Genomic DNA, 20,256 nt, shown 5'->3' on the forward strand with positions numbered 1-20,256 from the left:
GGTGGGGTGCGCTCACGGCATCGCCTTGCGGGCGGTGGCGAAGCGCGGGCGGTTGTTGAGGTCGGGGTGGTCGGCCGCGTCGGCCCACCCGCGTTCCTCGGTGAAGATCCACGGCACCTGGCCGCCCTGGGTGTCGGCGTGCTCGATGACGACGACGCCGCCGGGGCGCAGCAGCCGGTGCGCGGTGCGTTCCAGGCCGCGGATCAGGTCGAGGCCGTCCTCGCCGGAGAACAGCGCCATCTCGGGGTCGTAGTCCCGCGCCTCGGGAGCGACGTACTCCCATTCGGTGAGCGGGATGTAGGGCGGGTTGGAGATCACCAGGTCGACCTGGCCGTCGAGGTCGCGGAAGGCGTCCAGGGCGTCGCCCTGGCGCAGGTCGACGCGGGAGCCCTCCATGTTCTTGCGGGTCCAGCGCAGCGCCTCCTCGGACAGCTCCACGGCGTGCACGCGCGAGCGCGGCACCTCCTGGGCGAGGGCGAGGGCGATGGCGCCGGACCCGGTGCACAGGTCGACGATGCAGGGCTCCACGACGTCCATGGCGCGCACGGCGTCTATCGCCCAGCCGACGACCGACTCGGTCTCCGGACGGGGCACGAAGACGCCGGGGCCCACCTGGAGCTCCAGGTAGCGGAAGAAGGCGCGGCCGGTGATGTGCTGCAGCGGCTCGCGCTGCTCACGGCGAGCGACGACCTCCCAGTAGCGGGCGTCGAAGTCGGAGTCCTTCACGGAGTGCAGCTCGCCCCGCTTCACGCCGTGCACGAACGCGGCGAGCTCCTCCGCGTCGTTGCGCGGCGAGGGCACGCCGGCGTCGGCCAGGCGCTGGGTGGCCTGGGCCACCTCCGCGAGCAGCAGGTTCACGCAAGTCCTCCGTGTCGTACTCGTCGTACCCGGTCGTACGCGTGGTGCGTACGCGCCTTACGCGGCCGCCAGCTTCGCCGCCGAGTCCGCGTCGACGCAGGCCTGGATGACCGCGTCGAGGTCGCCGTCCAGGACCTGGTCCAGGTTGTACGCCTTGAAGCCGACGCGGTGGTCCGAGATGCGGTTCTCCGGGAAGTTGTACGTGCGGATCTTCTCGGAGCGGTCGACCGTGCGGACCTGGCTGCGGCGGGCGTCGGCGGCCTCCCGCTCGGCCTCCTCCTGCGCCGCGGCGAGCAGCCGTGAGCGCAGGATACGCATCGCCTGCTCCTTGTTCTGCAGCTGGCTCTTCTCGTTCTGGCAGGAGGCGACGACTCCGGTCGGAATGTGCGTGATGCGCACGGCGGAGTCGGTGGTGTTGACGGACTGGCCGCCGGGCCCGGAGGAGCGGTAGACGTCGATGCGCAGGTCGTTCGGGTTGATCTCGACGTCGACCTCCTCGGCCTCGGGCGTGACCAGCACGCCGGCGGCGGAGGTGTGGATGCGGCCCTGGGACTCGGTGGCCGGCACGCGCTGCACGCGGTGCACGCCGCCCTCGTACTTCAGCCGGGCCCACACGCCCTGGCCGGGCTCGGTCTGGCCGCGGGCCTTCACGGCGACCTGGACGTCCTTGTAGCCGCCCAGCTCGGACTCGGTGGCGTCGATGATCTCGGTCTTCCAGCCGACGCGCTCGGCGTAGCGCAGGTACATGCGCAGCAGGTCGCCGGCGAACAGGGCGGACTCGTCGCCGCCCGCGCCCGCCTTGATCTCGAGGATGACGTCCTTGTCGTCGCTGGGGTCGCGCGGGACGAGCAGCAGCCGCAGCTTCTCGGTCAGCTCCTCGCGCTGCTTCTCCAGCTCCTTGACCTCCGCGGCGAAGTCCGGGTCGGCGGCGGCGAACTCGCGCGCGGTCTCGATGTCGTCGCCGGTCTGCTTCCAGGAGCGGAACGTGGCGACGATCGGGGTCAGCTCGGCGTAGCGCTTGTTCAGCTTGCGCGCGTTGGCCTGGTCGGAGTGGACCGACGGGTCGGCGAGCGTCTTCTCCAGGTCGGCGTGCTCGACTACGAGCTCCTCGACGGCCTCGAACATCTCTGGCTCCTGAATGACGTGCGGTGAGGAAGGGCGGGCGACCAAAAACGCCGGTCCCGGCGCGCCCGTGAGGGGCACGGCCGTGGACCGGCGATTGGAGGCTCGCTACTTCTTGGAGCCGGCGGCCTTGCCGAAGCGGGCCTCGAAGCGGGCCACACGGCCACCGGTGTCGAGGATCTTCTGCTTGCCCGTGTAGAACGGGTGGCACTCGGAGCAGACCTCGGCCCGGATGGAACCGGACTGGATCGTGCTGCGGGTGGTGAACGACGCGCCGCAGGTGCAGCTGACCTGGGTCTCGACGTACTCGGGGTGGATCTCGCGCTTCAAGGTGTCTCCTAGGTTCGGGAGGGCGCCGGGTCGCTGCCGCGGGATGCGGAGGCGTGAACCGGAGCCGACGTACCAGTCTGCCAGGACTGGGGCCACTCCCCAAAACCGGGGGCGGCCCGGGGGTATTCCCGAGTGCGGTGACCCCGCTCGGCGGCGACCCCGCCGCCGCGTCCGTCGCGACGGTGTTCCCCGGCGGCGCCGGGCCCGCTCAGGCGGCGTCGACCACGTCCCCGGCCTCACCGGTGGCGGTGCCCTCGGTGGCCGACCTCGGTATGGGCCGGTCGCCGCGCAGCGCCTTCCACACCTGGTCGGCCTTGGCTTCGTCGAGGACGACGCGGTTGCGGTCGGCGGGGTCGTACTGGACCGGCAGGGTGATCATGGTCAGGTTCTCGGAACCGATGCCCTTCAGGCTGCTCGCGAAGGAGATCAGTTCGTTGACGGAGCCGAGCCCGGAGTCGGTGGTGACGGCCTTGGTGGCGGTGTCGGCGAGGTCGTAGAGCTTCTTGGGGCTGGTGAGCACGCCGAGGTCCTCGACGCGGTCGGCCAGCGCCTTGACGAAGGCCTGCTGGAGCTGGATGCGGCCGAGGTCGGAGCCGTCGCCGACGCCGTGCCGGGTGCGGACGAGGCCGAGGGCCTGCTCGCCGGTGAGGGTGTGGTCGCCGGCCTTCAGGCTGAGGTGGCTGTCGGGATCGTGGATGTCCTCGGTAGTGGTGATCTCGACGCCGCCCAGTTCGTCCACGAGCTTCGCGAACCCGGCGAAGTCGACCTCCAGGTAGTGGTCCATGCGGATGCCGGTGAGGGACTCGACGGTCCTCACCGCGCAGGCGGCGCCGCCGGTGGTGTAGGCGGAGTTGAACATCACTCCCCTGGCGGTCCGGTGCGTCCTGCCGTCGGCGTCGGTGCAGGCGGGGCGGTCGATCAGGGTGTCGCGCGGCACGGACACCACGCCGGCCCTCTTACGGCCCTCGTACAGGTGGACGATCATCGCCGTGTCGGCGCGGGCGCTGCCGTCGTCGGCGCCGCCGCCGAGCCGGCCGTTGGAGCCGGAGCGGGTGTCGGAGCCGAGGACCAGGATGTTCTCGGACCCGTTGTCGACCTTGGCGGGCCGGTCGGCGCCGAGTGCCTGGTCGATGTCGAGGCTGCGCAGATTGCCGTTGAGCTTGAGGTACACGTAGCCCACTCCGGTGCCGCCGAGCAGCAGCACCCCGGCGGCGGTCCACACGGCGAGGGCCAGTCCCTTCCCGCGCTGGCCCGCCGCCCTGCCGCCCCGGCCCGGTGTCCCGGACTCCCGCATACGCCGCTCCTCGCCTCTGTCCACCCACCGGGTACCCCCATCGTCGCCCGGTACGGCCACGGAGGGAAACGGGGGGCCGCGGCCACGAGGGAAGCCGTCCGCGACTGCGGCGGGAACCCGGAGCCGGCCGCGCAAAGAGGGCCGCCCCCGTCACCGGCGAGGTGACGGGGGCGGCCCCTTCGGACGAAGAACCTCGACGTCAGTCGCCGTTGCCCGGCGTCGGCGTCGTCTTCTGGATCTGCATCAGGAACTCGACGTTCGACTTGGTCTGCCTCATCTTGTCGAGGAGCAGCTCGATCGCCTGCTGCTGGTCCAGCGCGTGCAGCACGCGCCGCAGCTTCCACACGACGCCCAGCTCCTCGGCGCCCAGGAGGATCTCCTCCTTGCGGGTGCCGGACGCGTCGACGTCGACGGCCGGGAAGATGCGCTTGTCGGCGAGCTTCCGGTCGAGCTTGAGCTCCATGTTGCCGGTGCCCTTGAACTCCTCGAAGATCACCTCGTCCATGCGGGACCCGGTGTCCACCAGCGCGGTGGCGAGGATGGTCAGCGAGCCGCCGTCCTCGATGTTGCGCGCCGCGCCGAAGAACCGCTTCGGCGGGTACAGGGCCGTGGAGTCGACACCGCCGGACAGGATGCGGCCGGAGGCCGGCGCGGCCAGGTTGTACGCGCGGCCCAGACGGGTGATCGAGTCGAGCAGGACGACCACGTCGTGACCCAGCTCCACCAGGCGCTTGGCGCGCTCGATGGCCAGCTCGGCGACCGTGGTGTGGTCCTCGGCCGGGCGGTCGAAGGTCGAGGAGATGACCTCGCCCTTCACCGACCGCTGCATGTCGGTGACCTCTTCCGGACGCTCGTCCACCAGGACGACCATCAGGTGGCACTCGGGGTTGTTGTGCGTGATCGCGTTGGCGACCGCCTGCATGATCATGGTCTTGCCGGTCTTCGGCGGGGCCACGATCAGACCGCGCTGGCCCTTGCCGATGGGCGAGACGAGGTCGATGATGCGGGTCGTCAGGACGCCGGGGTCCGTCTCCAGGCGGAGGCGGTCCTGCGGGTAGAGCGGGGTGAGCTTGTTGAACTCGGGGCGGCCGCGGCCGTGTTCGGGCGCCATGCCGTTGACCGAGTCCAGCCGGACCAGCGCGTTGAACTTCTCGCGCCGCTCGCCCTCCTTGGGCTGACGCACCGCGCCGGTGACGTGGTCGCCCTTGCGCAGGCCGTTCTTGCGGACCTGGGCGAGGGAGACGTACACGTCGTTGGGGCCCGGCAGGTAGCCCGACGTGCGGATGAAGGCGTAGTTGTCGAGGATGTCGAGGATGCCCGCGACCGGGATGAGGACGTCGTCCTCGTTGATCTGCGGCTCCTGCACCTCGTCGCGCCCGCGGCGGCCCCGGCGGTCGCGGTAGCGCCCGCGCCGGCCCCGGCGTCCGCCGTCGAAGTCGTCGTCGTCCTGCGGCCCGGCGTTGCGGTCCTGGCGGCCGCCGCCCTGCTGCTGGCTCTGCTGCTGGCGCTGACCGCCCTGGCCCTGCTGGTCGTCGCCCTTGCCGCGGCGGTCGCCGCGGTCGCGCTCGCGGTCGCCGCGGTCGCGGTCCCGGCCGCGCTCACGGCGGTCCCGGCGGCGCCCCTCGGCGCCGTCCGCGTCGCCGCCCGGCTGCTGCTGCGCGGACGCCTCGGCCTTCGGCTCGCTCTTGGCCTCGGCGACGACGGTCTCGGCCGCGCCGGCGGGGGCGCCGGCCTCGGCGGTCACACGGCGACGACGACGCTCGACGGGCGCGTCGTCCCCGCCGCGCTCGGCATCGCCCGCGCGGGCGATGCCGCCGGCGGGCTGGCCGGGGATCTCGATCTGCTGCTGGGCGACGGCCTGCTCGGCGGCGGGGGCGGCGTCGGCCTTCTTCGCCTTCTCGGCGGGGGCCGCGGCCTCGCCCGTACGGGCCTTGGAGGTGGCCCGGCGCTTCGGCTTGGCCTCGGCGGTCTCCGCGGCCTTGGCGGCGGGGGCTCCGCCGGCGGCCTGGGCCTCCTTGATGACCTCGATCAGCTGGCTCTTGCGCATACGCGCCGTGCCCCTGATGCCGAGGCCCGATGCGACCTGCTGCAGCTCGGCCAGCACCATGCCCTCGAGGCCGGTACCCCGGCGCCGCCGGGAGCCGGCACCGGTGGCAGGCGCGGAGGCGTCCGTGGCGGGCGCGGCAGCGGTCTCCTCGACACGTGCGCCCATCAGATCGGTGGTGTCGCTCACGAAGGGTCCTTCCCTGGAGCGGACGTCGGCCTGTCTGGCTCGGCGACCGGTTGTGCTGTCCGGCTTCGGTCCTCGATCGAACCGTGCCGGGGCGGTAATCCGCCGGAGCGGCGGAGGAGATATCTGGTGATGGCGCTACCTCGAGCCGTGGCACCCAGTGTCACGTGGCGTGGTCGCACCGGTTCCGGAGCCTGCCCGTCGGTCCGCTCGGTGTCGGCGTACGACGTACTGCCCACGTACGACGTACTCAACACAGTGCGGCTTGGGGGGCTCCCGGAAGGATGTCTGTCCCGGACTGGGACACGAGGCACCTCGCCATGGTGGGGTCGGGTGCAGACTTGAGATTAACACTACCGGATCCAACAAACATTCCCCCTCTCGCATCCGGCCGTCGCGTGTCATGCCGCGAGCGGCAGCACGCTCGCTCCCTGCAGGTCCAGGGCCAGCCGGTTGGCCGCCCAGCCGGGCCCGGCGAGCTGCTCGACCTTGTCGGCCGAGTCGGCGTCGGCGAGCGCCATGACGGTCGGTCCGGCGCCCGAGATGACCGCCGGGACCCCGTCGGCCCGCAGCCGCTCCACCAGCGCCGCGCTCTCCGGCATGGCCGGCGCGCGGTACTCCTGGTGCAGACGGTCCTCGGTGGCGGGCAGCAGCAGCTCGGGGCGCCGGGTGAGGGCCTCGACGAGCAGCGCGGCACGGCCCGCGTTGGCGGCGGCGTCGACGTGCGGCACGGTGCGCGGGAGCAGTCCGCGGGCGGTCTCGGTCAGCACCGGCTTCCCAGGCACGAAGACCACCGGGACGACGGAGGCGTCGGGCTCCATCCTGATCGCGCGGGCGGCGCCGGCCTCCATCCAGGAGAGCGTGAAACCGCCGAGCAGACAGGCGGCGACGTTGTCCGGGTGGCCCTCGATCTCGGTGGCCAGCTCCAGCAGCGCGGCGTCGTCCAGCCGGGCCTCGCCGCCTATGGTCACGGCGCGCGCCGCGACGATGCCGGCGCAGATGGCGGCGGAGGAGGAACCGAGGCCGCGGCCGTGCGGAATGCGGTTGGCGCAGACGATTTCGAGGCCGCGGGGCTGTCCGCCCAGCAGATCGAAGGCGGTGCGCAGGGACCGTACGAGAAGGTGCTTCTCGTCGCGCGGGAGGGTCTCGCTGCCCTCGCCCGCGATGTCGATGTGCAGCCCGGAGTCGGCCACCCGGACGACGACGTCGTCGTACAGCCCCAGCGCGAGGCCGAGGGCGTCGAAGCCCGGGCCGAGATTGGCGCTGGTGGCGGGGGTGCGCACCCGGACGGCGGCGGCGCGGAACGCTGGACCGGCCATCGCTCGATGACTCTCCTTGAGCTGCGTGACTTGCGTGACTGTCGAATGACATTCGACGACGTACGAGAACCCGGAGCTTCCGTGCGCCCCCCGTGGTCCCCAGGGACGGCGCGCGGCACCGCGGCATATGCGGCGGGCGAGTTCGGTACAGCCTATCGAAGGTCGGTTCTGTGGCGACACAGGGCGCACCGGGGGCGCACGATGCGTGTCGTAAGCCCCCTGTGCATCCGCTGTAGAGAACATCCCCAGGTGAGCGTCCCCTTACTCCCGGGTGTGTGCCGGAGTGCGGGGACGCGGCATCACACCGGGCCGAGGCGCCCGGTGATCACACCAGGCCGAGGCGCTCGGCGGCCGTGGCCGCGTCGACCGGCACGGTGACCGGCTGCGGGGCGCCGGCGACGGCCCAGTCGGGGTCCTTGAGGCCGTTGCCGGTGACGGTGCACACGATGCGCTGGCCCGGGTCGACCTTGCCCTGCTCGGCGGCCTTCAGCAGACCGGCGACCGAGGCGGCGGAGGCGGGCTCCACGAAGACGCCCTCCTGCGCGGCCAACAGCCGGTAGGCCCGCAGGATCTCACGGTCCGTCACCTCGTCGATGAGACCGCCCGACTCGTCGCGCGCGGCGAGCGCGTACTGCCACGAGGCCGGGTTGCCGATGCGGATCGCCGTGGCGATGGTCGAGGGGTCCTTGACGACCTCGCCGCGCACGATGGGCGCGGAACCGGACGCCTGGAAGCCCCACATGCGCGGGGTGCGCGAGGCGACGCCGTCGGCCGCGTACTCGGTGTAGCCCTTCCAATAGGCCGTGATGTTGCCCGCGTTGCCCACCGGAAGGACGTGGATGTCGGGGGCGTCGCCGAGCATGTCGACGATCTCGAACGCGGCCGTCTTCTGGCCCTCGATGCGCACCGGGTTGACCGAATTGACCAGCGACACCGGGTAGTTGTCGGACAGCGCGCGGGCCAGGGTGAGGCAGTCGTCGAAGTTGCCGTCGACCTGGAGGATCTTCGCGCCGTGCACGAGGGCCTGCCCCATCTTGCCCAGCGCGATCTTGCCCTGCGGCACCAGCACGGCCGACACCATGCCGGCGCGCACGGCGTACGCGGCGGCGGACGCGGAGGTGTTGCCGGTGGAGGCGCAGATGACCGCCTTCGCGCCCTCCTCCTTGGCCCGCGTGATGGCCATGGTCATGCCGCGGTCCTTGAAGGAACCGGTCGGGTTCGCGCCCTCCACCTTGAGGTGGACCTCGCAGCCCGTGCGCTCGGAGAGCACCTGCGCGGGCACGAGCGGCGTGCCGCCCTCGCGGAGCGTCACGACCTGCGTGCTGTCGGAGACGGGGAGCCGGTCCCGGTACTCCTCGATGATTCCGCGCCACTGGTGGGTCATTGCTGGTTACTCTCCTTCAACCCGCATGATGCTGGCGACACCACGCACGGTGTCGAGCTTGCGCAACGCCTCGACGGTCCCGGTGAGGGCCGCGTCGGACGCACGGTGCGTGACGACGACGAGGGACGCCTCGCCGTCCTTCCCCTGCTGCCGGACCGTGTCGATGGACACCCCGTGCTCGGCGAACACGGTCGCCACCTGGGCGAGGACGCCCGGTTTGTCGGCGACGTCGAGGCTGATGTGGTACCGCGTGACCACGTCGCCCATGCCCGAGACCGGCAGCGCGGCGTACGCCGACTCGCCGGGCCCGGTGGTGCCGCTGAGCCGGTTGCGGCAGACGGCGACGAGGTCGCCGAGGACGGCCGAGGCGGTGGGCGCGCCGCCGGCGCCGGGGCCGTAGAACATGAGCTGCCCGGAGGCGTCCGACTCGACGAACACGGCGTTGTAGGCGCCGCGCACGGAGGCGAGCGGGTGGCTCAGCGGGATCATCGCCGGGTGCACGCGCGCGGTGACGGAGGCGCCGTCCGCGGCCCGCTCGCAGATGGCGAGCAGCTTGATGGTGCAGCCCATCTCCTTGGCGGAGGCGAAGTCCGCGGCGGTGACCTCGGTCATGCCCTCGCGGTAGACGTCGTCGAGGCGCACGCGCGTGTGGAAGGCGATGCCGGCGAGGATCGCGGCCTTGGCGGCGGCGTCGAAGCCCTCGACGTCGGCGGTCGGGTCGGCCTCCGCGTAGCCGAGGGCGGTCGCCTCGTCCAGGGCCTCCTGGTAGCCGGCGCCCGTGGAGTCCATCTTGTCGAGGATGAAGTTGGTGGTGCCGTTGACGATGCCGAGCACGCGGTTGACCTTGTCGCCGGCGAGGGACTCGCGCAGCGGCCGGATCAGCGGGATGGCGCCGGCGACGGCGGCCTCGTAGTACAGGTCGGCGCCGTGCTCCTCGGCCGCCGCGTGCAGGGCTGCGCCGTCCTGGGCGAGCAGCGCCTTGTTCGCGGAGACGACGGAGGCGCCGTGCTCGAAGGCGGTGGTGATGAGGGAGCGGGCGGGCTCGATGCCGCCGATGACCTCCACGACGACGTCGATGTCCCCGCGTTTGACGAGGGCGGTGGCGTCGGTGGTGACCAGGCCGGAGGCGATGCCCTCGCGGACGCGGTCGGGACGCCGTACGGCCACGCCCGCGAGCTCCACCGGGGCGCCGATCCGGGCGGCGAGGTCGTCGGCGTGCGTCGTCATGATGCGCGCCACCTCTGAGCCGACCACTCCACAGCCCAGCAGCGCCACCTTCAGCGGACGCGTACGCATCATCCGACCTCGTTTCTCTTACGTCACGGTGGAACCAGTCTCACGCACCGGACGGGACTTTCTATCCCTTGTCCGGATTATGAGACGTCTATTTCATTTGTACGGGGGTGAAAGACGCAGATCTTCCACCCCCGACCGATTGACCGGCCGAAGTACCGGCGGGGCCCCCTGGCCCGGTCGCCGCTCAGCCGACGTCGAGCCGCAGCAGATCGTCCTCCGTCTCGCGCCGGACGATGACCCGCGACGCCCCGTCGTGCACGGCGACGACGGGCGGGCGCAGCACATGGTTGTAGTTGCTGGCCATGGACCTGCAGTACGCGCCGGTGGCCGGTACGGCGATCAGGTCGCCCGGCGCCACGTCGGCCGGCAGGAACGCGTCCCGCACCACGATGTCACCGCTCTCGCAGTGCTTGCCGACGACGCGGGCGAGCATCGGCTCGGCGTCGCTGGTGCGGGAGACGAGGGCGACGCTGTACTCGGCGTCGTAGAGCGCGGTGCGGATGTTGTCCGACATGCCGCCGTCTACGGAGACGTACGTCCGCAGCCCGTCGAGCGGCTTGACCGTGCCGACCTCGTAGAGCGTGAACGCGGTCGGCCCGACGATGGCCCGCCCCGGCTCGACGGAGATCCGCGGCGTGCGCAGCTTCGCCGCCTCGCACTCGCGCGTCACGATCTCGGTGAGCGCCTTGGCGATCTCGTGCGGCTCCCGGGGGTCGTCGTCGCTGGTGTACGCGATCCCGAGCCCGCCGCCGAGGTCGATCTCGGGCAGTTCGACCCCGTGCTCGTCCCGGATCTCCCTGAGCAGCCCCACGACCCGGTGGGCAGCCACCTCGAACCCGGACATGTCGAAGATCTGCGACCCGATGTGCGAGTGGATCCCGATCAGCTCCAGCCCGTCCAGCCGCAGCGCCCGCCGCACGGCCTCCGCCGCCTGTCCCCCGGCGAGCGGGATGCCGAACTTCTGGTCCTCGTGCGCGGTGGCGATGAACTCGTGCGTGTGCGCCTCGACGCCGACGGTGATACGAATCTGCACCCGCTGCCGCGTGCCCAGCTCCTGGGCGATGTGCGCGACCCTCACGATCTCCTGGAAGGAGTCGAGCACGATCCGCCCCACCCCGGCGCGGACGGCCCGCTCGATCTCCTCCTTGGACTTGTTGTTGCCGTGGAAGGCGATCCGCTCGGCGGGCATCCCCGCGGACAGGGCGGTGGCCAGCTCCCCGCCGGAACAGACGTCGAGGTTGAGCCCCTCCTCGTGCAGCCACCGCACGATCGCGCGGGAGAGGAAGGCCTTGCCGGCGTAGAAGACGTCGGCGTCCTGCGAGAACGCGGTGCGCCAGGCCCGCGCCCGGGCCCGGAAGTCGGCCTCGTCGAGGATGTAGGCCGGAGTCCCGTGCTCCTGCGCGAGATCGGTGACACGGATGCCCCCGACGGTCACGATCCCGTCGTCGTCCCGCGCGACGGTCTGCGCCCACACCTTGGGGTCGAGCGCGTTGAGGTCGCTGGGCGGACCCGAGTAGTGCCCCTCGGGAAGAACGTCGGCGTGCCGGGGGCCGGCGGGGTGTGCGGAACGGCTCATGGTGTGGGGTGGCTCTCTGTCTGTCGTCGTCGGGCGTCTTCTGTCGACGTCGTCGGGCGGCGCGGTCTGTCGCCGTCGGGCGGCGTCGGATGCCGTCGTCGGGCGGCGTGGTTTGTCGTCGCGGTCGTCTCGGAGGTGGTCCGGGCGCGGGCCGGGCGCGGAGGCGGGGCGGGTCCGGTCCGGGTCTCAGAGGTGATCGGGCGCATGGATGCCGAGCAGGGACAGGCCGCCGGCCAGCACCGCCCCGGCGGCTGCGGCAAGGGCGAGCCGGGCACGGTGGGCGGCCGAGGGTTTCTCCTCGCCGATCGGCAGGACGGCGGGAAGAAGGGGCAGCACGGCATCGGCGACGCTGACGAGGTGCCGGGCGAGACGGTCGGGGGCGCGGTGGGAGGCGGCCTGGGAGAGGACGCGGGGGTGGTCGGCGAGGAGGGCTTGTACGGGTGACGGGGGTACGCCTGCTCCGGCGTCCGGGGCGAAGCCGAGGTCGGCGGCGTTGCGGAGGAGGGCGCGGGTGCGGGCGTGGGCGTACCGGACGCGGAAGAGGGGGTTGCCCTCGCGCTGGACCAGGTGCTCGGGGGTGAGGCGGGGCCGGTCGTGGGCGGCGGGGTGGAGCAGGGCCCAGCGGGTGGCGTCGGGGCCCAGGAGGGTGAGGGGGTCGGGGTGGGGCGGCGCCGGGACGGGACGGATGGTCTCGGGCGGGGGCGCGTCGGGGAGCAAGTTGCCGGTACTGCCGTGGGCACCGGTGCCGTGGGCGTCGATGCGCAGGCCGAGGGCGTCTGCCGAGCCCCCCTCCAGCTCACCGGCGCAACTGATCCGGACGTCGGCGCCCTGGGAGCGGAGGATGCGGGCGAGGGCGTCGGCGACGACGAGGGCGCGGAGCTCTGCGGGGCAGTGGAGGTGGACGGGGGCGGACCGGGTGTCGGCGCGGTGGGGCTGGGCGTGTCCGTAGCGGGGGCCGGCGCGGAGGATGTCCTGGACCAGCTCGCCGGGGGCGTCACGGCGGAGCCGGAGGTTGAGGAAGCCGGGCCCGGTGACGACGACGTCCGTGACGCCGGGGGCCTCGGCGAGCCGGGCGCGCAGTATCTCGGCGACGTGGAGGGGCGGCTGCCCCGCGGCGCGGGAGAGCTGGAGGGCGATGTTGGTGGCGTAGTCCCCGCATCCCCCGGGCCCGGGCGAGGTGACGACGGCCCGCTCCGGAACGCTCACGGACAGCTCTCCGCCGTCGACGGCACGACGCACGGCGTGCAGGACGGTGCGGGAGAGCTCGACGGGGGTCACGGGACAAGCGTAGGGGAGGAGGGGGGTGGGTATGCGAGCCGGTTTGGCGGGGTCCCGAGATGTGGACGGGGCCGGACGGAGAGGACGGGCGGACCAGCACCACTGCCCTCCCTGACTGTCACGCGAGCCCGGCGCGCCCCGGCTCGGCAGCGCCGGGGAACCGCTTCCCCTCGACCTCCCCCTCCCCGTCCATGAGCTGCCGAACGAGCCGCACCAGCGCGTCGGGCTCGAAGGGCTTGGCGAGGAACGCATCGACGCCGACTTCGAGGCCGCTCTCGACCTCGTGCTGCGAGCATGCGCTGATGATGGCGAGGGGCAGATGGCGGGTGAGCGGATCCGCACGCAGCCGGGCGGCGGTCCTCAGCCCGTCGAGCCGAGGCATGACGACATCGAGGGTGACCACATCGGGCCGCACCCTATGGATGACTTCAAGACACTCGGCACCATCGGACGCGGTCACGACCTCGAGGCCCTCCAGCTCGAGATTGACCCTGATCAACTGCCGGATGACCTTGTTGTCGTCCACAACAAGCACCCGGCCCGAAGCGCCTGGCACCCCTTGAGAGTAGGTCGGGACCGGCCACCGCGTCCGGGTTTTCCCGACTTCCACCCCTGCGGGCGACGGCACCCTCCGGGGTGGACGCGTAACCCGTTCATGAACACCCCACCGGAGCTGGTAGTGTTCTACCCGTCGCCGCGAGCGAAGCCCGCGAAGGACACGCCCCCGTAGCTCAGGGGATAGAGCAACGGCCTCCGGAGCCGTGTGCGCAGGTTCGAATCCTGCCGGGGGCACCCTGCATGAGGTGCCCAAAGACCCCGTCACCAGCGGAAACGCTGCGAGCGGGGTCTTCGCGTATGTGCAGGCGTGTGCGGCCCGGAGCGGGCGTATGTCGGGGTCCGTGGACGAGGCGTGGACGGGATCTTGGAACATCTCCGCAGGTGAGGTCTATCTAAGAGAAGGCGACGCTCGCGCTAACGCCAGACGCCTGACCCAGGTACATGTCGTCGCGCCACCGGGGCTACCAACGGCGTCCATGAGTGCTGCCAGCACCCAGGGGTTCTCTTATGGATCTAGACGAACGACGAGGCCGGAGTCAGAGACGGGCTGACCTGCGTCGTACCGTCCCATCCAATCGTTGGTCCGGTCGTCCCGTCGACTGACGCGTATTGGGTGTACCTGAGCCGCGAATACCGTTCACAGAGTCATGGCGAGCAGGCCGAGGAAGAGGGGCTTGTCGATGGGCACCGCTACTATCCGGGATGCCTCACGGGACGACGAGTGGAGTCAGGGGATGGGCGACGTGAACGAATCAGCGGTCAAGCGGAAGTTGGGTATCCCGAACTGGCGGAACCTGTCCAAGGACAAGGTGCTCAAGTTCGCGGCAGCGATGCCCGAGATGGCCACCGAGGCGCGGCTCAAGCTCATCGAGCAGTTCCCTGCATTCAAGGACCTGGGCAAGGCCAACATCGATGCAGTCGCAGAGGCCCACAGGTCCACTCTCGCAGCCAACGAGAACAGTCAGAACCACTTCTACAAGGCTGCACAGGACCAGCGGGACGCTCTGCAGGCCGACCTCGCTCGGGACCACCTCAGCGAGGCACAGCGGGAGTCCCTCCACGACCGCCTCGAACGAAACGTGGGGCGGGTATTCGAGAAGGACAGCGAGAGCAAGCAGTTCCAGGGGGCGGGGATGAAGCTGGTAGCAGCCACCGGTGTAGCCGCCCTCGCGCTGAGCGTGGCGTTCGTCGGCGGCAGAGTCGCTGGAGTGAGCGAGGACGGTTCCGAGGAATCCCAGTAGGGCTGTTATCGGCCCGTTACGAAACGAAGCATTGGCGCGGGTAGGGCCGGAACGAGGGAGGCCCCAGGCGGCATGCCTGGGGCCTCGGTATCGGTGTAGGTTGTCTCACTCGTACTCGCGGAGCAGGTCCTCGATACGCCGGTTCGCAACCTCCTGCCGTCCGTCGAGGCACTTCGCGTAGCGGGTCAGCAGGACCTCGACACTGTTGCCGGCGCGCTCGGCCACCTCTGTCGGGTCGACGCCGGCGTTGAGCCATGTCGACAGCGCCGAGTGCCGGAGGTCGTACGGCCGACTCGCGAGCGGCGAGGCCGCGACGGCCGGCGGAAGCGCGAGGAGCCGGGCCTCCTGCCACACGCGGTAGTAGGTCGAGGACGGGACGACCGAGCCCTTCTCACTGAAGAACAACCGCCCGTCGTCCGCCGTGCCGAAGGTGGCCAGGTGCTCGCGGAGAACCGCGACGAGGTGGGGCGGGATGGGCACCCGTCGGACATCCTCGGTCGGCCGGTTCTTCAGCCCGCGGTCGTCGTGGGTCTCCCCCGAGTCCGTCCATTGCTTTCCGACGGACGGGCGAGTTCGGTGGAGCAGGGCCGAGCCCCAGCCGTGTTCGGGCAGGCTCAGGTCCGACTCGGCGAGGCCGACCGCTTCCGCCGGCCGGAGGCCGCCGAAGTACATGGCGGCGAACAGACCCACTAGGCGGCGACCACGGGCACGCCGATACCCGCCCACGTAGGAAACCGCCGCCAGGAGGTTCCGCGCCTGCTCCGGGTTGGCGACGACCCGCAAATCTACCTGGTTGGACACCTTCGGCTTCTGCCAGCGGACAGCCGTGATCGGGTTCTCCCGCAGCTCCCCCAGGTCGACGGCGTAATTCGCGGCGTTGACGAGCGTCCGACGCTTGCGCCGCACCGTCTCCGCCGCTGCCGCCGTGCCATCGAGCTTGAGCTTCAGCGAATCGAGGACCGCGCGAGCCGTGGCCGGTTCAGCGAGGTCGGCGAGCGGCCGGGACGCCTTGGACACCCAGTGGAGAACGTTCCGCACGTCGTCCGGGACTTCCCGGTCATCGGGCCCCGGTAGCACGAAGGCCCAGTTGCGCAATGCTCTGCGGATCACCTCGTCGGACGGCCGTCCGGCTCGCTCGTCGAGAAGTTCCAGCGTCACGCTGGTGAGGGCTTCGTTGATGCCGTCCCGCGTGTTGGGAGCGGCATGAGGCCACTTCATGGCGAGGTACCTGAGAGCGAAGGCATACCACGACACGGCCGACTTCTTCTCTTCCATCGAGACCGGAAGGCCCGACTGCGTGTCAAATTCCTCGCCGTCGCGCATCGCGCGCATGAGCTTCGTGCGGTAATGGTCGGCAAGCGCCTTGGTCCGGAAGGACTCCGAGAAGACGTTGCCCGCAACAGACCAGCGGACTCCGTACGAGGGCGTCTTGGTGTCCCGCTTACGGACGCCCCAGACCTTCACATCGAGAGACTTCACGCCGCCGCCTCCAACTGCCGCAGCTACGTGGTGAAGTCACTTCGCCATACCCGAAGTTCCCCGTTGGGCAGCTTGAAGGCAGCGGGTCCCTGACCCAGCTCGCGCCACCGGTAGAAAGTACGGCGGGACACACCACCCAGCTCTGCGAGGATCTGCGGGACGGTCATCAATTCGTCGCGTCGGTGGTCCACGCCGGTTCTCCTTCCGTGTCATCGTCTGTCGGGGCTACGGGCGAAGAAATGCCATGAGCGATGAGGTGTTCTGCACCGGTCAGTCCGGTGCCGGCGAAGCGCCAGTGCGAGAGGACGGTGTCCGGGTCGGGCAGCGGATGGCCGGCTTCGGCCGCGCGTGCGCGGGCCAGGGCTTCGTTGTGGTCGGCGCGTTCCTGGCGGAGGGCGCCGAGGGTGACGGAGTAGGCGCGGGATTCGGTGGAGAAGTGGCCGCGGAAGCCGAGCATGTGGGCCCACTTGCGCAGGCGCAGGGCTTCGAGTTCGGGCCAGGCGCCGAGGTGCCAGCAGGTGAGGATCATTTGCCGGGCGTGGTCGGTGACGCGGGAGCCGATCAGGTCCGTGATCGGGTTGCGGATGGGGCGGTCGAGGGTGCCCGCGGTCTCGGCGCCCTTGGTGGCGTACTTGGCGATGTAGGCCGCCACGGCGCGGCTGGACAGTTCCGAGGTGCCCGCGAAGTCGGCCGAGCGGATGGGGCGGATGTCGAGCTGTTCGCCGAAGCGGAAGGCGTACGCGTGGCCGTCGAGGACCGGGCCGGGTGTCTCGGCCGTCCGGGCCGCGGAGCGGATCGCGTCGGTGAGCAGTTCGGTGGTGGCCCAGGCCTGCGGGACGTCCTCGGCGCCGTCCGGGCCGTCGAGGCGGATGACGGCGTGGAAGTGGATGGCACCGCGCCGCTGGTACTCGGCGACCTTGGCGTAGGAGACCTTGAGGCAGTGGCGCAGCGCCGAGCGGCTGAGGCCCGCGCGGGAGGCGAGTTGCTGGCGCAGGTAGGTGGTGAAGCGGCCCCACAGTGCCCCGGCGTGTGCGTTCCACAGGACGGCCGCGCGGTAGTCGTAGCGGTCCGGGTCCGGGGGCGTGCCGAGGGCGGGGTCGTCGTCCGAGTGGAGGCGTCCGCAGCGGCACCGGCCGCCGCCGGGTCGGTTGTGGACGGGGCCGAAGGACGGGGCGGTGAAGGTGGCGAAGACGCGCGGGTGCCCGGCGACGGACGGGCCGATGCCCTTGCCACCGCTCAGCCCGGCAGTGACCAGGTGGAAGGTGTCTTTGCGGTAGATCTCGACGCAGGAGGCGCACCGGGTGGCGCGGCGGTTGTTGCAGCGGATGAGGAGCTGTCCTGCCGGGAGGTCACGGTCGGTGATCTCGCGGACGATCTCGCCGGTGGCGGCGTGGACGTCGAGCCGGTGGCCCTCCATCCGTACGGGCTGCTCGCAGCCGCCGAGGCGCTGGATCTGGTGGGCGTAGGCGCTAAGGTCGCCGTGCCGGGCGAGTGCTGCCAGCTGGCGAATGGCTACGGTCTCAGCCGCAGGACTCATGTGCGAGTTCCTCCTTGAAGATAGCGGACGTGCGGTGTGAGCGCCCGGCCTGTCCAGGGGGCTAGACAGCATGAGCAGGCCGGGCAGACGGAGCAATGAGGTCAGCGGCGGGTGAGGACGGAGCGGATGGCGACGGCGCACACGGCCACGGATGTGGCGGTGAGGGCGACGGCGAGGAGCATGGAGACCAGGACGGTGCCGACGACCAGGACCACGGCGGTGCCGCCGCCGACGAGGGCGAGCGCGGTGCCGGGCGTGAGCCGGACGGTCGGGCGGGGCGGGACCGGGGCGAAGGGGGTCGGCGGCGGAGCCGGGGTGCCCGGCGTGATGGTGGTCGGTTCGCCGACGGCGGGAGGGGCGACCGGGCCGGCGGGCTGCGGCATGGCCGGGACTTTCGGTCGGAACATGAGCGCTCTCCCTTCGCGGGTCACTTGAGGGCGGGGTCGATGACGGGGGCGAGCAGGCTGTCGGCGAGGAGGTAGCCGCCGAGGAGCAGCACGGCGATGAGCCACCAGGGTGGGCGGATGAGCTTGACGCCGAGGACGCCGACGACGAGCAGGGCGAGCCAGAGCGGAACGTCCACTTCGGTGGTCTCCTGTCAGGCGGAGCAGCGATGGGTACGGGCGGCCAGTTCTGCAGCGGCGCGACTGTCGTACTCGACGGAGAAGTCGCAGCGGGGCGCGGTGCAGGCGGCCAGGTGACGGCCCCGGCCGCGGTCGACGTACGAGGCGACGTTGACCGGTCCGATACGGCGGACGTTGCGGAAACGCCGGTTCATGGCGGTGCTCCTCTCTCAGAGATGTGCGGCGACGGATGCGGTCATGGACGGGGGCAGACCGAGCCGGGCGCGCACGGCGTCCGGGTCGGCGGGATGGCCGGTGGTCGAGCGGTGCTCGTCGGCCAGGGCCCGGACGCGGTCGACGAGGGCGGGCGGCAGGGCGACGGCGGGGGCCGGAGTAGGGACCGGTTCGGCAGTGGGCTCCGGAGCCGGGCCGGGGTCGATGGAGGACGCCGGCACCGCCTCACGGCCGGGCCGGTCGACGGCAGACGGAACGGCGTGCGGCTCCGCAGGTGTGTCCGCTGCCGAGGGGGCCGGGGCCGCCGGTGTTTCCGGGGTGTGCGGAGCGTGGGCCAACAGCGTGCCGCCGAAGAAGGCGATGGCCGGCCAACCGGCGACCGTCACGCGGAGCCAGGCCGGTACGTCGTCCAGGTCCAGGAGCCCGGCCGTGGCCACGTTGGCGCCGAGGGACGCGGCCAGGGCCACCAGGAACCACAGCCGCGGGCCACCGGCCGCTTGTCCCGCTCGCTGCTGCTGGCGCATCCGGCGCCAGGCGGCGACCAGGAGCAGGTCAACGCTCACGGGGTAGGCCCACGCCTTCCAGCCGTCCTGTCCGGCCGCTGCGGCGAGGTCGTGCAGGTGGGAGAAGGACAGGGCACCGGCGATGACGGCCTGAACGATCACGGCGTCCACGCGGGCCAGGTGGGCACGCATCGGCTCGGTCTCCTTCCGGCGTGATCAGTCGGTGGACTTGAGCGAGTCGGCGTGCTCGCGGGCGAGACGGGCCACCTCGGCGGCCTCGGTGTCGCCGGGCGTGTGGTCGGCGATGCGCTCCAGCAGATCCGCCTTACGGTCCATGAGCACGGCGTACTCGGCAGAGGTCCGGTCCTGCCGGAACGCGGCCAGGTCCGCGATGAGCGCGCTGACCTCGGCGATGGAGGGACGTAACACGGGGCTTCCTTCCGGTTTCGGGCATGAGAGGGGTAGGGACATGGCGCGAGGCGGTCACGCCGGCCGTGGGAGAGGGAGTGCGGTTACTCGACCACCGGTCGAGCCGTGGGCACCGTGGCGGGGAGCGAGGGCGGCCCGGCCGGTTCGGCGACGACGGGCCGGAAGGCGTCGAGGCGGGGCAGTTCCGGGACCAAGCCCGAGGTGTCGCGGCAGATGGCCGCCACGTCGTCGAGGGTGAGGTGGGGCGAGCGGACGCGGGACCAGCCGCCGGAGGAGTCGCCGACGACCGCGACGACGGGCCGTTCGGCCGGGATGGAGGTGGCGGCCAGTGCCGCTTCCGGTGCGATGTCGCCGAGCGCCATGTTCGCGGACGTCTCGTCGTTGACGCGGTGGCAGACCCGTCCGGTGAGCTGGGCGCGGAGCATGGCGGCGCCCTTGCCGAGTTCGGCGCCGAAGCGCTGCCCGCACACCTCCAGGTAGATGCCGGCCGCCCGGCCGAGCTGGGCGAGGCGGATGAGCTTGGTGACCATCGCGTCCCGCCGCTTCTCGTCGTCCTTGCTCGCGGCAAGGAAGAGTTCGGCGACCTCGTCGACGACAACCACGACCGGCACCGGCCGCGCCTTCTCCGGCAGGCCCCACACGTCCGAGGTGAGCACGGCGTCCGGACCGGTCCCGCCCCTCATGCCGATCAGGCGGAACCGTGCCTCCATCGAAACCCAGCTCACCAAGATCCCCAGCAAGACCCAGGGCAAGAAGACATCTCTTGCCTTGCCCATTGGACTCCGCCGGCCTCGGGGCCCAGCGCGGGATGCATGAGAACGGGACCTTGCGCTCCACCGAGATCACATACTCGTGGACCGGCCGATGGCGATGCCCACCGTGGCGAGTGCCGTGAAGACCGCGGGCAACAGTCTGAAACATCTCTGCAGAAAACTATCTCCATGCGCAAATATGGATATTTCATCCCATCGCGCAGTAAGATTTTGAGGCAGATTGGCTGCGATGTCAGCGGCAGTCCCTATCCT

The 20,256-nt window shown here is 71.3% G+C and carries 20 protein-coding genes, 1 tRNA gene and 1 pseudogene; 2 read left to right on the forward strand and 20 right to left on the reverse strand.

Annotated features, from left to right (window positions below; all coding sequences use genetic code 11):
• Positions 1 to 12: 12 nt before the first annotated feature.
• From prmC to ACZ6KF_RS22910, 11 genes are all read right to left on the reverse strand, one after another.
• A complete protein-coding gene (prmC, locus tag ACZ6KF_RS22860) occupies positions 13 to 858 on the reverse strand; it encodes a peptide chain release factor N(5)-glutamine methyltransferase (protein ID WP_356626723.1) in 846 nt (281 codons plus the stop codon).
• Between the two features lie 57 nt (positions 859 to 915).
• Positions 916 to 1,983, reverse strand: coding sequence for a peptide chain release factor 1 (prfA, locus tag ACZ6KF_RS22865; protein ID WP_356626721.1), 1,068 nt, complete (start codon positions 1,981 to 1,983; stop codon positions 916 to 918).
• 105 nt (positions 1,984 to 2,088) lie between these two features.
• Positions 2,089 to 2,310, reverse strand: coding sequence for a 50S ribosomal protein L31 (gene rpmE / locus ACZ6KF_RS22870; protein WP_356626720.1), 222 nt, complete (start codon positions 2,308 to 2,310; stop codon positions 2,089 to 2,091).
• Positions 2,311 to 2,518: 208 nt separating this feature from the next.
• On the reverse strand, positions 2,519 to 3,604 hold the full coding sequence (locus ACZ6KF_RS22875; protein ID WP_469239816.1) for an LCP family protein: 1,086 nt from the start codon (positions 3,602 to 3,604) through the stop codon (positions 2,519 to 2,521).
• Positions 3,605 to 3,803: 199 nt separating this feature from the next.
• Complete coding sequence (gene rho, locus ACZ6KF_RS22880; protein WP_469239818.1) at positions 3,804 to 5,837, reverse strand: transcription termination factor Rho; 2,034 nt, start codon at positions 5,835 to 5,837, stop codon at positions 3,804 to 3,806.
• A 398-nt stretch (positions 5,838 to 6,235) separates the two neighbouring features.
• On the reverse strand, positions 6,236 to 7,153 hold the full coding sequence (thrB, locus tag ACZ6KF_RS22885) for a homoserine kinase (protein WP_356626714.1): 918 nt from the start codon (positions 7,151 to 7,153) through the stop codon (positions 6,236 to 6,238).
• Between the two features lie 325 nt (positions 7,154 to 7,478).
• Positions 7,479 to 8,537, reverse strand: a complete 1,059-nt coding sequence (thrC, locus tag ACZ6KF_RS22890; RefSeq protein ID WP_356626712.1) for a threonine synthase — start codon at positions 8,535 to 8,537, stop codon at positions 7,479 to 7,481.
• Positions 8,538 to 8,543: 6 nt separating this feature from the next.
• Positions 8,544 to 9,836, reverse strand: coding sequence for a homoserine dehydrogenase (locus tag ACZ6KF_RS22895; RefSeq protein ID WP_356626711.1), 1,293 nt, complete (start codon positions 9,834 to 9,836; stop codon positions 8,544 to 8,546).
• Positions 9,837 to 10,017: 181 nt separating this feature from the next.
• Positions 10,018 to 11,409, reverse strand: coding sequence for a diaminopimelate decarboxylase (gene lysA / locus ACZ6KF_RS22900; protein WP_469239820.1), 1,392 nt, complete (start codon positions 11,407 to 11,409; stop codon positions 10,018 to 10,020).
• A 186-nt stretch (positions 11,410 to 11,595) separates the two neighbouring features.
• Positions 11,596 to 12,687, reverse strand: coding sequence for an ArgS-related anticodon-binding protein NrtL (nrtL, locus tag ACZ6KF_RS22905; protein WP_469239822.1), 1,092 nt, complete (start codon positions 12,685 to 12,687; stop codon positions 11,596 to 11,598).
• Between the two features lie 118 nt (positions 12,688 to 12,805).
• Complete coding sequence (locus ACZ6KF_RS22910; protein WP_469177367.1) at positions 12,806 to 13,315, reverse strand: response regulator; 510 nt, start codon at positions 13,313 to 13,315, stop codon at positions 12,806 to 12,808.
• A 92-nt stretch (positions 13,316 to 13,407) separates the two neighbouring features.
• Here ACZ6KF_RS22910 and ACZ6KF_RS22915 point away from each other — a divergent pair.
• A tRNA-Arg gene (locus ACZ6KF_RS22915) sits at positions 13,408 to 13,479 on the forward strand.
• A 413-nt stretch (positions 13,480 to 13,892) separates the two neighbouring features.
• Positions 13,893 to 14,486 carry a hypothetical protein gene (locus ACZ6KF_RS22920; RefSeq protein WP_469239824.1) on the forward strand — a complete coding sequence of 198 codons (594 nt, stop codon included), beginning with the start codon at positions 13,893 to 13,895 and terminating at the stop codon, positions 14,484 to 14,486.
• A gap of 105 nt (positions 14,487 to 14,591) precedes the next feature.
• Here ACZ6KF_RS22920 and ACZ6KF_RS22925 read toward each other — a convergent pair whose 3' ends face one another.
• The 9 genes and pseudogenes from ACZ6KF_RS22925 to ACZ6KF_RS22965 form a co-directional block, all read right to left on the reverse strand.
• Positions 14,592 to 15,965, reverse strand: a complete 1,374-nt coding sequence (locus tag ACZ6KF_RS22925; protein WP_469239825.1) for a tyrosine-type recombinase/integrase — start codon at positions 15,963 to 15,965, stop codon at positions 14,592 to 14,594.
• Positions 15,966 to 15,988: 23 nt separating this feature from the next.
• Positions 15,989 to 16,132: a helix-turn-helix transcriptional regulator gene (locus ACZ6KF_RS22930; protein ID WP_469239928.1), complete on the reverse strand. Its 144-nt coding sequence runs from the start codon at positions 16,130 to 16,132 to the stop codon at positions 15,989 to 15,991.
• Positions 16,132 to 17,502, reverse strand: a complete 1,371-nt coding sequence (locus tag ACZ6KF_RS22935) for a replication initiator (protein ID WP_469239827.1) — start codon at positions 17,500 to 17,502, stop codon at positions 16,132 to 16,134. The genes ACZ6KF_RS22930 and ACZ6KF_RS22935 overlap by 1 nt, the downstream gene beginning before the upstream one ends.
• Positions 17,503 to 17,603: 101 nt before the next feature.
• Positions 17,604 to 17,909: a SpdD-like protein gene (locus tag ACZ6KF_RS22940; RefSeq protein WP_469239829.1), complete on the reverse strand. Its 306-nt coding sequence runs from the start codon at positions 17,907 to 17,909 to the stop codon at positions 17,604 to 17,606.
• Positions 17,910 to 17,929: 20 nt separating this feature from the next.
• Positions 17,930 to 18,085, reverse strand: a complete 156-nt coding sequence (locus tag ACZ6KF_RS22945) for a hypothetical protein (protein ID WP_006134826.1) — start codon at positions 18,083 to 18,085, stop codon at positions 17,930 to 17,932.
• A 15-nt stretch (positions 18,086 to 18,100) separates the two neighbouring features.
• Entirely contained in the window at positions 18,101 to 18,280 is a 180-nt protein-coding gene (locus tag ACZ6KF_RS22950; protein WP_469239832.1) for a mobile element transfer protein, read from the reverse strand.
• 15 nt (positions 18,281 to 18,295) lie between these two features.
• Positions 18,296 to 18,994 (reverse strand): DUF2637 domain-containing protein, encoded by a 699-nt coding sequence (locus ACZ6KF_RS22955; RefSeq protein ID WP_469239834.1) that lies wholly within the window; start codon positions 18,992 to 18,994, stop codon positions 18,296 to 18,298.
• Between the two features lie 24 nt (positions 18,995 to 19,018).
• Positions 19,019 to 19,231 (reverse strand): hypothetical protein, encoded by a 213-nt coding sequence (locus tag ACZ6KF_RS22960; protein ID WP_469239836.1) that lies wholly within the window; start codon positions 19,229 to 19,231, stop codon positions 19,019 to 19,021.
• Positions 19,232 to 19,314: 83 nt separating this feature from the next.
• Positions 19,315 to 19,944, reverse strand: a pseudogene (locus ACZ6KF_RS22965) (FtsK/SpoIIIE domain-containing protein); the annotation flags it as partial.
• Positions 19,945 to 20,256: the final 312 nt, after the last annotated feature.

The sequence above is a fragment of the Streptomyces sp. NPDC046379 genome, assembly GCF_055587785.1.

Coding starts and splice junctions, on each gene's coding strand:
- ACZ6KF_RS22955 (WP_469239834.1), bottom strand. CDS start 18,994: ATGCGTGCCCACCTGGCCCGCGTGGACGCCGTGATCGTTCAGGCCGTC.
- ACZ6KF_RS22950 (WP_469239832.1), bottom strand. CDS start 18,280: ATGAACCGGCGTTTCCGCAACGTCCGCCGTATCGGACCGGTCAACGTC.
- ACZ6KF_RS22935 (WP_469239827.1), bottom strand. CDS start 17,502: ATGAGTCCTGCGGCTGAGACCGTAGCCATTCGCCAGCTGGCAGCACTC.
- thrC (WP_356626712.1), bottom strand. CDS start 8,537: ATGACCCACCAGTGGCGCGGAATCATCGAGGAGTACCGGGACCGGCTC.
- ACZ6KF_RS22895 (WP_356626711.1), bottom strand. CDS start 9,836: ATGATGCGTACGCGTCCGCTGAAGGTGGCGCTGCTGGGCTGTGGAGTG.
- ACZ6KF_RS22930 (WP_469239928.1), bottom strand. CDS start 16,132: ATGACCGTCCCGCAGATCCTCGCAGAGCTGGGTGGTGTGTCCCGCCGT.
- thrB (WP_356626714.1), bottom strand. CDS start 7,153: ATGGCCGGTCCAGCGTTCCGCGCCGCCGCCGTCCGGGTGCGCACCCCC.
- ACZ6KF_RS22920 (WP_469239824.1), top strand. CDS start 13,893: ATGGCGAGCAGGCCGAGGAAGAGGGGCTTGTCGATGGGCACCGCTACT.
- prfA (WP_356626721.1), bottom strand. CDS start 1,983: ATGTTCGAGGCCGTCGAGGAGCTCGTAGTCGAGCACGCCGACCTGGAG.
- lysA (WP_469239820.1), bottom strand. CDS start 11,409: ATGAGCCGTTCCGCACACCCCGCCGGCCCCCGGCACGCCGACGTTCTT.
- ACZ6KF_RS22940 (WP_469239829.1), bottom strand. CDS start 17,909: ATGTTCCGACCGAAAGTCCCGGCCATGCCGCAGCCCGCCGGCCCGGTC.
- ACZ6KF_RS22875 (WP_469239816.1), bottom strand. CDS start 3,604: ATGCGGGAGTCCGGGACACCGGGCCGGGGCGGCAGGGCGGCGGGCCAG.